We start from the raw sequence: 13,150 nt of genomic DNA on the forward strand, positions 1-13,150 counted from the left end.
GAAGCTTAGCGAATGATGGCGACACGGCGCTGAAGGCGCCGGACGAGAGTCGAGGCGGTGATGCAAATCACCAGATAGATCGCAGCCGCGAACAGATACATTTCCACGAGACGCCCATCGCGCTGAGCCACCTTGGATGCAGCACCGAGGAAATCGGTAAGCGAGATCACGTAGACGAGGGACGTATCCTGGAACAGCACGATGGTCTGGGTCAGCAGCAAGGGCAGCATGTTGCGGAAGGCTTGAGGCAGGATCACTGTCCGCATGGTCTGCCCGTAGGTGAGGCCGATGGCCTGGGCCGCGGATGTTTGTCCCTTCGGAATTGCCTGGATGCCGGCGCGCATGATCTCCGAAAAGAATGCCGCCTCGAACAAGGTGAACGTTACGAGCGCTGAGGTGAAAGCGCCGACCGAGATCGGACGCGAAGCACCCGTCATCCACTGTCCGATATAGGGAACGAGGAAGTAGAACCAGAAGATCACCAGCACGAGCGGCAGCGACCTCATGAAGTTCACGTAGATCTTGGCCGGGATCGCCAGAGCAGCGATCCCGGAAAGTCGCATCATCGCTATGACGGTGCCGAGAATGATGCCGCCCGAGGCGGCGAGTGCGGTGAGCGTCAGCGTGAACACCATTCCCGTACCGAACAGGTACGGCAAGGATGAGAGGACGACCCCGAAGTCGAAATCCGTAAACATCGGTCCTCTAGTCCCGTCTGGCGGTCGCGAAGGATGGGAAGGCGGATGGTGCGGGCATCAGCGCGATCCCGGGACAGCGATACGTGTCTCGAGCTTGCTCGACAGGGTCACCACGATCAGGCTGATGCCGAGATAGATCACCGTGGCTGCCGTAAAGGATTCGAAGACCTGCGAAGAGAATTCCTGCATCGAGCGCGCCCGCGCGGTCAGTTCGAGCAGACCGATGGTGAGCGCCACCGACGTATTCTTCAGGTTGTTCAAGAACTCCGATGTCAGCGGGGGTAGGATCACCCGGTAGGCATTGGGCAGCAGCACGTAGCGATAGGTCTGCCAAGTGGTGAGACCGATGGCGGTGCCAGCCATCCGCTGGCCACGGGGCAAGGTCTCGATGCCGGTACGGACCTGCTCAGCGACTCGTGATGCGGTGAAGAAGCCGAGACAGATGACCGCCGTGTAGAACGATGCATTGGGCAGCTGTTTCAGCCAAGTCCCCCAGGAGCCGGGAAGGAGCTCCGGCACGACGTAGAACCAGAGGAACATCTGAACCAGCAGGGGAATGTTCCGGAAAAGCTCCACATACATGGTGCCGATCCGCTGAGCCCCCCGGCTCGGAAGGGTGCGCAGCACCCCAATGAGCGAGCCGAGGGAGAAGGCGATGATCCAGGAACAGAGCGCCGTGGCGATCGTCCAAGACAGGCCGGAGAGAAGCATGTCGGCATAAGTACCGGTGCCTTCCGGCGACGGGTCGAAGAAGACCCGCCAGTTCCAGTTGTAATTCATCGCCTGTCGTCTGCTCCCGTGCGGCGGCTTAGTAAGCGGCCGGGTCGGCGCTGTCGCTCGGCGACGCGAAGGCCTTGATCATCGGCTCGCTCATGGGCAAGCTGAGGTTGATGCCGCGCGGCGGGATCGGCTTGGTGAACCAAGTGTCGTAGAGGGCCTTGCCCTCGGGGCTCTTGTAGAGCTTGGCCGTCGCCTCATCGACCACGGCCTTGAACGGCGCGTCGTCCTTGCGGAGCATGATGCCGTAGGGCTCGGGCTTCGACAAGGCCTCGCTGGAGATGGCGTAGGTACCGGGCTCCTTGGAGCTGGCGGCGAGCGAGGCGAGCAACACGTCGTCCATCACGAAGGCAGCGGCGCGGCCAGTCTCGACCATCAAGAATGCTTCAGCGTGATCCTTGGCCGGCAGAATCGTCAGGCCGAGGTTGCGCGCGGTATTGGCCTCGTTGATCTGACGGATATTGGTGGTGCCCGAGGTGGAGACGACGGTCTTACCCTTGAGATCCTCGATGGCGTCGAGTTTGGCAGACTTCTTCGCGACGTAGCGGGTCGCGGTGAGGAAGTGGGTGTTCGTAAAGGAGACCTGCTTCTGGCGATCGACGTTGTTCGTGGTCGAACCGCATTCGAGATCGACGGTGCCGTTGGCGATCAGCGGGATGCGTGTGGCGGAGGTGACGGGATTGAGCCTCACCTCGAGCTTCGAGAGCTTCAGGTTGGTCTTCACCGCTTCGGCGATCTTCTTACAGATCTCGAAGGCGTATCCGACCGGCTTCTGATCACCGTCGAGGTAAGAAAACGGAACGGAGGCGTCACGATAGCCGATCGTAATTTCACCGGTCTCTTTGATCTTTTTGAGGGTGCCGGTCAGTTCCTGGGCATTGGCGCCGGCTGCGCCGAGCGTGAAGCTCATTGCCGATGCTAGGACGACCGTCGCCTTCAGAGCGACGGACCTGTGATGACCAAAATGCATGTGAAGGCTAACTCCCGAAGGGGTTTCCGCCGACCGAATGATCGGCTCTCGAGGCTCAACGTAGCAGCGGTCGCGCCCATCGCAATCGGTGAATAAGGGACCACCGGAGATGTCAACCGCTCAGGAAGACTATAGCAATCAACGTGCCGTGCGGGCGGGCTAGATCGCTTTTGGCGAGACAATGCCCTGCGTTTGAAATCACCGGATCCAGAAGGAAGAGGCCGATTATCGATGTGCGGCAGTCACGAAAAAGGCCCGGCTTTTCAGCCGGGCCCATTTTGAACCGTTTCCTTGCATCTCCCAGGGTCGGCGCACGAAGCGCCAACCCCAAAATCGCAGAGGCTTAGAAGTCGCGCTGGACGCGCATACGCACCTGGTAGGTGTCGTCGGCGGTCACGGTGCGAACGGCGCCGGAGGCGATGTTCGCAGCGTTGACGGTGCCGCTCGACTGGGTGCGATCCACGACACGGCCGTTCTGAACGCCGACCTTGGTGTAGAAGCCCTCGACACCGATATCGAGGTCCTTCACTGGCGACCAGATCAGGCTTGCGCCGGCGACGATCTGGTAGGTGTCACGGAGAACCGGGCTCACGTCGAAGGAGACTGTGCCGGGAGTGCCAGTGAACTGAGTGGTGGCACCATTCGTCTGGAAAGCAGCGGCATTGGCGGCGCGAGCGCCACGGGCGAAGGAGAGCTCGCCGTAGCTGCCGAACACGGCCGAACGCCACTCAGGCGACCAGTAGTGCAGGAACGAGCCAACCACCGTGAAGCTGGTGGAGGTTTCGATCTTGCCGGTGAGAGGGTTCAGCGTGGCGTCGGACATGAAGGGATCGAAGGCAGCGCCGTTGATGGTGCTGGCAATCGCGGTGTAGCTGCCGTTGTAGGACGAGTAGCCCGTGTAGAGGGTCGAACCCTCACCGTAGGCTCCCTGCAGGTACAGCGTATCGCCCGGAGCGATGAACGGGGTGTTGATCTTCACGCCACCCTGGACAGCCCAGCCGTACTCGCTCGAGGGATGTCCGGTCACAGCAGTCCCACCAAGACCGGGAACCGAAGCCACAGCGAAGGTAGATCCAACGGGATTTTGGACGTTGATTTCCTTGACGGCAGCTGAGATCTGAGCCGAACCCCAGGCAGCATCGTAGCGCAGAACGCCGACGAAGTCGGGCATCCGGTTACGCTGCGACACGTCGAAGTTCTGGAACGTGTTCGTTGCGCCGAGTCCGACGAGAACCGGAGACGGAGCGCCGGTCACGCCAGTCGCCCCGAAGGTCTGCGAGTAGACGGTGTTGCGACGGAAGGTCGGGTCTTCGAGCGAGACCGTGGCGGAGAAGCCTTCGCCGAACTTAGCCGAATAGGCGAGCAGGTTGGTCGACTGAACGTCGGAGTTCAGGGTCGCGCCAGCAAACTCGAAGTCGTGAGCGTAGAAGTCGAAGAACGAGGAGGCGCGACCAGCGGTGAGGCCGGCGAACTGAATGAACGCCTTATCGGTGTTCACGAACTGCTGAGCGCGACCAGCCTGATCCTGACCGGTTGCAGCGAAGGCGGAGCCGATGCGCTCTTGGGTGCCGGAGCGGAGGCCGCCGGTGCCGCCGGTGCGCGAGGCGAACTGGATACGGGTGAAGGCGCGCAGGGTGCCGTAGGCCGTCTGGGTGCGGGCATCGACGTTGATGCGGGCGAGGCCGATATAGCCGGTCGTGTCACCATTGCCCGAGCCGGAACGGCTGTCCGTCGGCTGGTAGCCGATGTCGAGGCGGGCACGGCCCGAGAGACGGATGCAGGTGTCCGTTCCGGGGATGTAGAAGAAGCCGGCGCCGTAGGCGGAGCAGACGCGGACGTATTCGATCGGCACGGCCTTCTTCACAGGAAGATCGGCGGCATGCGCTCCAACGACCGACGCAAAACCTGCGGCGGTACCGAGGAGTGAGCTCTTCAAGAGCTTCATTGATATCTCCAAAAGCTTCGAGACCCGAGGGATAGGCAACTTCAACACGGCGTCGACCGATGTTCGTTTGCCTTTATTTGTTAGCCAGGGGAGCGTTTCATCGCCCCGTTCCGGCTGTGCCCCGGGGTTTCCCCAGTGCGTTTTCACTCTGTGCGAGCGGGTCCCGCCGGGCAACTCGGAATCGTGAATGCCACAGCGGTTGTGAACCGCTGTGGCGGCGTTGCAACGTTTGTCAGGCGGCAAACCATGTCATCGCTGAGGTCGCATGCTGTGCAGAGGTTGGCCCCGGAGAAGAAAAGCAATGCATCGCGCTGCGCTAATGGCATTACTTGTTCACGCCAGCGCACCCTTTGCTTAGTTTTTGTGCTCTGCACCGTCACTGAACCGTCATGAAGAGAGCCAGGGCCCCGTTCCAGCGCCGGCACCGGAACGACGGGGCAGTCGGGACGCGTTAGCCGTCAGGCCCCCTGATTGGTCCGTCTCACACGCGAAGGACGTGTCATGGCCTCGAGCTCCAACAGATGCTCGAGCTGATTCTCCGTCAGCAATCCCTCCTCCAACACGATCTCGGCGACGGGGCGATTCTCTGCCAAGGCACGTTGGGCGACTCTAGAGCAAGCCTCGTACCCCAAGGCCGGCACAAGGGCGGTAACGAGGCCGATCGAACCATGGACGAGGGAGCGGCAGCGTTCGCGATCCGCCTCGATCCCTTCGATGCACCGTTTCGTGAGGGTATCGACCGCGGCGGTGAGCATGCGCAGGGAGCTGAGAACGCAATACCCGATCGTCGGCTCGAAGGCGTTGAGCTGAAGCTGGCCTCCCTCTGCGCAGAGGGTCACGGTAAGGTCGTGGCCAATCACCAGGAAGGCGACCTGGTTGACCACCTCAGGAATCACCGGGTTGACCTTACCCGGCATGATCGAGGAACCGGCCTGGACGGCCGGCAGCCGTATCTCGCCGAACCCAGTGCGCGGGCCGCTGGAAAGCAGGCGCAGATCGTTGCAGATTTTAGAGAGCTTCACCGCCACACGTTTCAGCACGCCGGAGAACAGAACGAACGCCCCAAGATCGGATGTCGCCTCGATCAGGTTCGATGCGAGGACCATGGGGTACCCGGAAATCCGTGACAGCTCTTCCACCGCCAGGGACGCGTAACGAGGATCGGCATTGATTCCGGTGCCGATGGCTGTGGCACCGAGATTGACCTCGCGGAACAGCCCGACGATCTCGTTCAGTCGGGCCACGTCCTCTTTCATGGTGGCGTGGAACCCATCGAATTCTTGGCCGAGGGTCATCGGTACCGCATCCATGAGTTGGGTGCGGCCCATCTTGAGGACATCAGCGAACTCAACGGCCTTGCCCTTGAAAGCGTAGGCAAGGTCGTCGAGCGCCTTAATGAGCGGCTGGGTGGCGAAAATGACCGCAAGTCTCAGCGCCGTCGGATAGGCGTCGTTGGTGGATTGCGCCATGTTGACGTCGTCATTGGGGTGGAGCGCCTCATAATGCCCTAGCGGGTGCCCCATCAGTTCCAGGGCGACATTGGCGATCACCTCGTTGGCATTCATGTTGGTCGACGTGCCAGCGCCGCCCTGAATCGCATCCACCACGAAGGATTCGGCAAAGCGCGGCTCAGTGGCGACGAGAATACAGGCGCGGTCGATGGCGTCGGCCTTGTCGGCGGCCAGGTAGCCGAGTCGCCGGTTGGCGCGCGCAGCGGCCTGCTTCACAAGAGCGAGGCTTCTTACGAATTCAGGAAAGTGCCCCACCGGAACACCCGTGATGGGGAAGTTCGCGACCGCGCGCTTGGTATGGATCCCCCAATAGGCGTCGGCGGGGACTTCGCCGTAACCGAGAAGGTCGTGCTCCGTGCGCGTCCGCGCGCCCTCCATCTCGACGGTTCGCACTGTTGCGACAGCGATGTTCTCGGTCGGTATCTCGGTGACCGTCTGCGTGTCCGTCGCCATCGATCTTCTCCCTCGCCCTGCGCTCGCAGCGGCTCTGCGGAAGGCCACACGCGGCGGCACGAGCGTCAAGCGCTTTGGAGGTCCAATCCTGACATCGGCTCAGTCCTGAAGCCGCATGAATAGCCGCCGACCTCAGGTTATCGACTCATTCCGCGTCGCTGCAGACGCCGATGCAGCGATGATCGGATGAGGTGCGAGACGGCTACCCGGAGCGCGTAGAAACAATCGTCGAGCGACAAAAGCTTGTGCCGGTGGAAGGTGACGATGACCGCCGCTTCGTTGGTCGCAAGCACGGAAGAGAGCGGCGTCTTCGACCCCGTCGCCGCGTCCTCCGATAAGACACGCTCTTGCCACTTCACGACATCTTGGAGGTCAGTCCATGCTTGGCGGCGAGATATTCAAGTGAAGCTATCGATCGCTCTAGCGCTGCTATGATTGCCTCAATCGTCGTGGCGCAGCGGTGAAGATCCTGTCCAATGACGCCTCCCGGATGCGGCGGCCGTAGCTGACCCCATGCCGCCACACCGCGGGACTGCGCATCCGAGAGTATTCCTCTTGGCGGGTCAGTTCCTTCGTAGGCCTGACGCGACCCTTGCTGCCCTACGGATTGCTTCAGGCTGCGGCTCGCCGGCCGGCACGACCCAACTGCCGCCGACGCAGAGGACTTGGCCGACGGCCAACCAGTCCGGTGCCGTCGCTTCGGTGATTCCACCCGTCGGGCAAAAACAGACCTTTCCGAACGGGCCGGTGAGGGCCTTCAGCGCCTTGACGCCCCCGGCGGCCTCGGCAGGAAAGAACTTGAACCGGTCGAGCCCGTGATCGAGGCCGCGCATGATGTCGGCGGCATTGGCAATCCCCGGCAGGAAGGGAATGCCGCGGTCTAGCGCGGCTTTCGTCAGCGGATCGGTGAGACCGGGGCTGACGATGAACTGCGCGCCGGCGTTCATTGCCGCATCGAGATCCCGCTCGTTGAGTACAGTGCCCGCGCCGACCACAGCACCCTCGACCTGCGCCATGATGCGGATCACCTCAAGGGCAGCGGGGGTCCGCAGGGTGACCTCCAGCGCCGTCAGGCCGCCATCGACGAGGGCCCTGGCGATCGGCTCAGCATGGGCAGCCTCTTCGATCACGAGGACAGGAATCACGGGAACGGAGCGCATCAGCGCGTCGATGGTCGTCATTGAGAACCGTCCTTGGCGAAGGGTGGAGTGTTCGGTCGGTCGTGGAAGCGTCATGCGGAGAGCCAATGCGCCCTCCCCGGACCGGACAGCGTTGGCTAGAGTCCGGCGGCGCCGAGCATCGCGGAGGCGCCCTGCTCGGCGCCATCCGCCCCATGGCGCATGAAGGCAAAAAGCTCCCGCCCGGTACCGAAAGCCGGAGGAGGCGCTGTCGCATCTCCCCGCGTCTCCCATTCGGACGGATCGACGAGCGCTTGAAGCGTACCATCCTCGGCGCTCAGGCGAACGATGTCACCGTCGCGAAGCTTTCCCAGTGGGCCGCCTCCGAGGGCCTCCGGGCTCAGATGGATCGCGGCCGGCACCTTGCCAGACGCACCGGACATGCGCCCGTCGGTCACGAGGGCGACGCGAAAACCACGATCCTGAAGGACACCGAGTTGCGGCGTCAGCTTGTGGAGTTCGGGCATTCCGTTGGCTTTCGGTCCCTGGAACCGCACTACCACCACGACGTCCCGCTCCAGTTCACCCGCCTTGAAGGCGGCCATGACGTCGTCCTGATCGTCGAACACCCGAGCCGGAGCCTCCACCGTCCAGCGCGAAGGGTCGACGGCGCTGGTCTTGAAAGTGGCACGGCCGAGATTGCCCTTCACCAGCCGCATCCCGCCATCCGGCTGGAAGGCGTTGGCGGGGCCGCGCAGGATGCTCTCGTCATGCGAAGCCGCCGGCGCGTCCTCGAACACTAGCTCGTCCTCGATCAGCTTCGGGTCGCGGGCATGGTCGCGCAGGCGCCTGCCGGCCACGGTGAGGATGTCGTCGTGAAGCAGGCCCGCGTCGATGAGGCTGGCGATGACGTAGGACATGCCTCCAGCGGCGTGGAAGTGGTTCACGTCCCCGGAGCCGTTGGGATAGACCTTTGCCACCTGCGGAACGACGGCCGAGAGCCGGTCGAAATCCTCCCAGTCGACGATGATCCCGGCGGCCCTGGCGATTGCCGGCAGGTGGATAGCGTGGTTGGTGGAGCCGCCGGTGGCCAACAGGCCGATGATCGCGTTGACGATGGCTTTCTCGTCGACGCAGCGCCCGAGGGGCCGGTAATCGTTGCCGGAAGCACCGATCTCCGTGAGCCGGTGGACGGCCGCGCGGGTCACCGCCTGGCGCAGCTTCGTGCCGGGATTGATGAAAGAGGCGCCGGGCATATGCAGGCCCATCACGTCCATCATCATCTGGTTGGAATTGGCGGTGCCGTAAAAGGTGCAGGTTCCCGCCCCATGATAGGAGGCGGATTCCGATTCCAGCAGCTCGTCGCGGCCGACCTTGCCTTCGGCATAGAGCTGGCGGATGCGCTGCTTCTCCTTGTTGGCAAGGCCCGAGGGCATCGGCCCGGCCGGGATCAGGATCTGCGGCAGGTGCCCGAAGCGCAGGGCGCCGATTAGCAGGCCCGGCACGATCTTGTCGCAGATGCCGAGCAGGGCTGCCCCGTCAAACATGCCGTGACTGAGGCCGACCGCCGTGGAAAGCGCGATGGTGTCGCGTGAGAACAGCGACAATTCCATGCCGCGCTGCCCCTGGGTGACGCCGTCGCACATGGCGGGGACCCCGCCTGCAACTTGCGCCGTTGCCCCGACCTCGCGGGCGAACAACTTCATCTGCTCAGGGTAGCGGCCATAGGGCTGATGCGCAGAGAGCATGTCGTTATAGGCGGTGACGATGCCGATATTCATGCCCCGGCCGGCCTTGATCGCCGGCTTGTCCTCGCCGGAGGCCGCGAAGCCATGGGCGAGGTTGCCGCAATTGAGCATCGGCCGGTGCACGCCGCCGTCGCGTTCGCGGGCGATCAGGTCGAGATAGGCGCGCCGGCTCGCCTTGGAGCGCGTCACCACGCGCTCGGTGACGGCTGCGACTTCCGGGTGAAGCTCGGTCATGGCAGATCCTTCCCTCGCTGATGCGAAGCCACCTGCTGTCAGGAACGTAGAGGGCTCGCCTCGCAGGCGATAGATCGGTCGCCGCGCGGTACGATCAATGACCGGATCGGCTCAGCACGTTTCAGGCCATCGCGGTTCGAAGCGGGTGATGGTGCGGACGGCGGGACTCGAACCCGCACAGCCTTTCAGCCGCAAGATTTTAAGTCTCGTGCGTCTACCGGTTTCGCCACGTCCGCATTGCGAGATCAGCGGTAACGAGGCGAGGCTCCGAGATCAAGGCGCCCAGCCGTAGAGCCAGTCGTAGCGGCGGCCCATTCCGGTGGGACCGAGCCGGCGCATCACGGTATTGCGGGCAAAACCGAGGAGCGCCCCGGCATGATAGGTCCGGCCGTTGCCGCGTGCCGCCGCTTGCACGCGCTTGGTGCGAGGCACGCGTCGTTTCGCGTAAGCCACCATCGATCCCGCTACGTCATCGGCTCGCAGCGTCACGGCGAGGACGGCTGCGTCCTCAATGGCGAGCGCTGCGCCCTGAGCCAGGAACGGTAGGACGGGATGGGCCGCATCGCCTAGCAGGGCCACCCGCCCCCGCGCCATCGGTCGCGCAGTCGGCCGGTCGACGAGCGACCAGACCAGCCAGGAATCAGGTGCAGTCAGAAGCTCGGCAAGAACAGGGGTCGCGTCCGGAAACTGCGCTCGCAGGACCGCAGACTCGCCGAGCTGCCCCCAACCCTCGCTGCCGATGCGCTCGGGCACGACCGCCACGATGTTGATGCTCCGTCCACCCTGGATCGGGTAATGCACGACGTGCCGTCGACGCCCGAGCCAAAGACCGGTCTCGTCGCCCTGTAGTTCCGGCGGGGCGGAATCGATCGGTATCGTCGCCCGCCAGGCAGCCTCTCCGCAGGACCGCAAGGGCTTTCCGTCGAAATGGCCCCGCAGCGTGGATCGCACACCGTCGGCGCCAACCACGAGATCGACCGCCAGCGTGTCGGTTTTCGAACCCTGCCCGCTTTCCAGTGTCAGTTCGACGGAGGAGGCCGACTCGGCCAGCCCTCGCACATCCCGCCCCATAAGCAACCGGATTCCCGGCCGGCTACGGACGGCATCGAGAAGGAGCGTCTGCAGATCGGCCCGGTGGATGACATAATAGGGGGCGCCATGGCGACTGCGCAGATCGGCACCGAGTTCGACACCGCCGATCTCGCGGCCCGTCCCGAGGGCACGCACCACGACCCTTGGCGGTTCGCTCGCCGCCCTGCGAAGGGCCGCACCGAGGCCCAACCCAATGAGAACGCGGCTCGCATTCGGAGAGAGCTGCAGGCCGGCCCCGACCTCACTGAACCCCGTCCTCCGCTCGACGAGCGTCACTTCATGCCCGGCGGCATCGAGAGCGAGAGCGGCAGTCAGGCCTCCAATGCCCGCGCCGACGATAGCTACAGAAAGGCCAGTCCTGACTGAAGGGATTCGAACGCCATGAGAATCGTCGGACACCTGCGGGTCTCGTCGCTACGAAACGCTACGCGATCAGGCCGCCTTCGCCCCGTGGTCATCCCAGACGGCGGCGGCCGGATCGGCAGTCCCAGCTTTGAGGGTCGCGCGGTAGCGGTAAAGCGTCGAGCAGTACTGGCAGATGATCTCGTCATCGCTACCCATATCGAGGAACACGTGCGGATGATCGAAGGGCGGCTTGGCGCCGATGCACATGAACTCCTTCGAGCCCACTTCGATGAGGGCGACCCCGAGGTCGTTGTGGAAATGCGGCACCGCCTTGTCAGCCATCGCCCGATCCTGCCTCCGGCCCGCCGAGGTGACCCCCGACCGGGCAACATTGGTCCATCGCAGGCATTCTCTAGCCCCTCGGCGGCGTGAAGCCTAGCGCCGACGATTCCCCAGGCCCAGCAAAAAGCCGGCGGCGGATTGCCTTCACCGAACACGAAACCGGAAAAGCCGTCGCTGCCGGCAAAACCGCCTACAGTCGAGGGTTGGCCTCCAGCGCATGCCGCCGTAGATAGATGGTTCTCATCGCTGCTTTTACGAAGCCACACTTGTCATGACCCAGAACGAACAGGCCGTTGTCGAAGGCGGACGCCGCGCGCCTCGGCCGCCGATTCACGGTCCCGAAGGGTTCGAGGGCATGCGCAAGGCCGGTCGCCTGACGGCAGAAGCCCTCGACGTGCTGATGGAAGCCACGGCGCCGGGTGTGACCACGGAGGCGCTCGACCGCCTGGCCTACGAATTCGCGATGGATAACGGCGCTTACCCGGCCTCGCTACTCTATCGAGGCTACCCGAAATCGATCTGCACATCGATCAACCACGTCGTCTGTCATGGGATCCCCAACGACAAGCCCTTGCGCGAGGGCGATATCGTCAATCTCGACATCTGTTTGATCGTCGACGGATGGCACGGGGATAGCAGCCGCATGGCCTATGTCGGCGAGGTGCCGCGTAAGGCGGCACGCCTGTGCGAGATCACCCACGAATGCCTCATGCGTGGCATTGCGGCGATCAAACCGGGAGGCTCGACTACGGATATCGGCCGCGCGATCCAGGCCTATGCCGAAGCGGAGCGTTGCTCGGTGGTGCGAGATTTCTGCGGGCACGGTCTGGGTCGCACCTATCACGATGCCCCGACCATCCTGCATTATGTCGAGCCGAGCTACGACGTGGCCTTCCAGCCCGGACAATTCTTCACGGTCGAACCGATGATCAATCTCGGTAGGCCGGCGGTGAAGGTTCTCTCGGACGGCTGGACAGCCGTAACCCGAGATCGATCGCTCTCGGCTCAGTTCGAGCACACCGTAGCCGTGACGGAAACCGGGGTCGAAGTGTTCACCTTCTCACCCAAAGGCCTGCATCAGCCAATCAATCCATCTGCCTGAAAGCGATCGATCCGGAGGCAACACGATGACGCGCCTCCCCGTCGCATCGGCGAGCGAGACCACAGGATCGCTGGAACCGCATTATCTCGGACATCGCGACCGGTTGAGGGCCCGATTCGCCCAAGCCGGCGCCGATGCTCTGCCCGACTATGAGCTGCTCGAACTCGTTCTCTTTCGAGCGATCCCGCGGCGGGACGTAAAGCCCCTGGCAAAGGCTTTGATTCGACGGTTCGGCAGTTTCGCGGAAGTCGTGAGCGCAGAGCCGAACCGCCTCGCGGAGGTGGACGGCGTCAGCCAGGGCGTGATCGCCGATATCAAGCTGATCGAGGCGGCCGGCCATCGCCTCGCTCGGGGTGCCATCGCCGCGCGCCCCTTGCTGTCCTCCTGGGCTGCACTCCTCGAGTATTGCCGCGCGACCATGGCCTTTTCGCCGCGCGAGCAGTTCCGCGTGCTGTTCCTGGACAAACGCAACCACCTCATCGCCGACGAAGTTCAAGGTCGGGGCACCGTCGACCATACTCCGGTCTATCCACGTGAAGTCGCCCGCCGCGCCCTCGAACTCTCGGCCACCGCCATCATCCTTGCCCACAATCACCCATCCGGTGATCCGACACCGTCGGCGGCGGATATCAAGATGACGCGGGAGATCGTTGGAATCCTCGATCCACTGGGAATTATCGTCCACGACCATGTCATTCTCGGACGCGATGGACACGCGAGTCTGAAAGGGTTGAAGCTGATCTGAACGTGCTACTCTGACGTTAGGATTAGGCGGATCGTTTGGCGGACGGCGATCGGGAGACAACGTCGGCCTG

Annotated in this window: 11 protein-coding genes and 1 tRNA gene; 2 read left to right on the forward strand and 10 right to left on the reverse strand. The window is 63.4% G+C overall.

All coding sequences use genetic code 11. The features are described 5' to 3' along the window. Positions 1-5: 5 nt before the first annotated feature. From ASF32_RS17315 to ASF32_RS17360, 10 genes are all read right to left on the reverse strand, one after another. Entirely contained in the window at positions 6-698 is a 693-nt protein-coding gene (locus tag ASF32_RS17315; protein WP_056431063.1) for an ABC transporter permease subunit, read from the reverse strand. Positions 699-755: 57 nt separating this feature from the next. Beyond that, positions 756-1,478 carry an amino acid ABC transporter permease gene (locus tag ASF32_RS17320; protein ID WP_056431064.1) on the reverse strand — a complete coding sequence of 241 codons (723 nt, stop codon included), beginning with the start codon at positions 1,476-1,478 and terminating at the stop codon, positions 756-758. A gap of 28 nt (positions 1,479-1,506) precedes the next feature. Next, the gene (locus ASF32_RS17325) at positions 1,507-2,385 is read right to left on the reverse strand and encodes an amino acid ABC transporter substrate-binding protein (protein ID WP_056431067.1); all 879 of its coding nucleotides are present in this window, start codon (positions 2,383-2,385) and stop codon (positions 1,507-1,509) included. A gap of 403 nt (positions 2,386-2,788) precedes the next feature. Continuing rightward, positions 2,789-4,390 carry a porin gene (locus ASF32_RS17330; protein ID WP_056431069.1) on the reverse strand — a complete coding sequence of 534 codons (1,602 nt, stop codon included), beginning with the start codon at positions 4,388-4,390 and terminating at the stop codon, positions 2,789-2,791. A gap of 458 nt (positions 4,391-4,848) precedes the next feature. Continuing rightward, on the reverse strand, positions 4,849-6,354 hold the full coding sequence (locus tag ASF32_RS17335; RefSeq protein ID WP_082469955.1) for an aspartate ammonia-lyase: 1,506 nt from the start codon (positions 6,352-6,354) through the stop codon (positions 4,849-4,851). Between the two features lie 563 nt (positions 6,355-6,917). After that, a complete protein-coding gene (gene eda, locus ASF32_RS17340; protein ID WP_056431071.1) occupies positions 6,918-7,535 on the reverse strand; it encodes a bifunctional 4-hydroxy-2-oxoglutarate aldolase/2-dehydro-3-deoxy-phosphogluconate aldolase in 618 nt (205 codons plus the stop codon). Between the two features lie 95 nt (positions 7,536-7,630). Continuing rightward, positions 7,631-9,454, reverse strand: coding sequence for a phosphogluconate dehydratase (gene edd, locus ASF32_RS17345; protein ID WP_056431075.1), 1,824 nt, complete (start codon positions 9,452-9,454; stop codon positions 7,631-7,633). A gap of 149 nt (positions 9,455-9,603) precedes the next feature. Next, positions 9,604-9,690, reverse strand: a tRNA-Leu gene (locus ASF32_RS17350). A gap of 37 nt (positions 9,691-9,727) precedes the next feature. Beyond that, positions 9,728-10,945 (reverse strand): FAD-dependent oxidoreductase, encoded by a 1,218-nt coding sequence (locus tag ASF32_RS17355; RefSeq protein ID WP_244483677.1) that lies wholly within the window; start codon positions 10,943-10,945, stop codon positions 9,728-9,730. Between the two features lie 33 nt (positions 10,946-10,978). Next, on the reverse strand, positions 10,979-11,233 hold the full coding sequence (locus ASF32_RS17360) for a zinc-finger domain-containing protein (RefSeq protein WP_056431078.1): 255 nt from the start codon (positions 11,231-11,233) through the stop codon (positions 10,979-10,981). Positions 11,234-11,504: 271 nt separating this feature from the next. Here ASF32_RS17360 and map point away from each other — a divergent pair, with 271 nt between their 5' ends. Together map and radC are read left to right on the forward strand one after the other, a co-directional pair. Next, the gene (gene map / locus ASF32_RS17365; RefSeq protein WP_056431081.1) at positions 11,505-12,335 is read left to right on the forward strand and encodes a type I methionyl aminopeptidase; all 831 of its coding nucleotides are present in this window, start codon (positions 11,505-11,507) and stop codon (positions 12,333-12,335) included. Between the two features lie 25 nt (positions 12,336-12,360). Next, entirely contained in the window at positions 12,361-13,080 is a 720-nt protein-coding gene (radC, locus tag ASF32_RS17370) for a DNA repair protein RadC (RefSeq protein ID WP_056431084.1), read from the forward strand. Positions 13,081-13,150: the final 70 nt, after the last annotated feature.

This window comes from Methylobacterium sp. Leaf91, from assembly GCF_001422815.1.
In the GTDB taxonomy this organism is placed as follows: Bacteria; Pseudomonadota; Alphaproteobacteria; order Rhizobiales; family Beijerinckiaceae; genus Methylobacterium.

What these genes read in the sequence shown, in the direction of transcription:
- ASF32_RS17330 (WP_056431069.1), bottom strand. Translation starts at nt 4,390, where the DNA reads ATGAAGCTCTTGAAGAGCTCACTCCTCGGTACCGCCGCAGGTTTTGCG.
- ASF32_RS17325 (WP_056431067.1), bottom strand. Translation starts at nt 2,385, where the DNA reads ATGAGCTTCACGCTCGGCGCAGCCGGCGCCAATGCCCAGGAACTGACC.
- radC (WP_056431084.1), top strand. Translation starts at nt 12,361, where the DNA reads ATGACGCGCCTCCCCGTCGCATCGGCGAGCGAGACCACAGGATCGCTG.
- map (WP_056431081.1), top strand. Translation starts at nt 11,505, where the DNA reads ATGACCCAGAACGAACAGGCCGTTGTCGAAGGCGGACGCCGCGCGCCT.
- eda (WP_056431071.1), bottom strand. Translation starts at nt 7,535, where the DNA reads ATGACGACCATCGACGCGCTGATGCGCTCCGTTCCCGTGATTCCTGTC.
- ASF32_RS17315 (WP_056431063.1), bottom strand. Translation starts at nt 698, where the DNA reads ATGTTTACGGATTTCGACTTCGGGGTCGTCCTCTCATCCTTGCCGTAC.
- edd (WP_056431075.1), bottom strand. Translation starts at nt 9,454, where the DNA reads ATGACCGAGCTTCACCCGGAAGTCGCAGCCGTCACCGAGCGCGTGGTG.
- ASF32_RS17360 (WP_056431078.1), bottom strand. Translation starts at nt 11,233, where the DNA reads ATGGCTGACAAGGCGGTGCCGCATTTCCACAACGACCTCGGGGTCGCC.
- ASF32_RS17320 (WP_056431064.1), bottom strand. Translation starts at nt 1,478, where the DNA reads ATGAATTACAACTGGAACTGGCGGGTCTTCTTCGACCCGTCGCCGGAA.
- ASF32_RS17335 (WP_082469955.1), bottom strand. Translation starts at nt 6,354, where the DNA reads ATGGCGACGGACACGCAGACGGTCACCGAGATACCGACCGAGAACATC.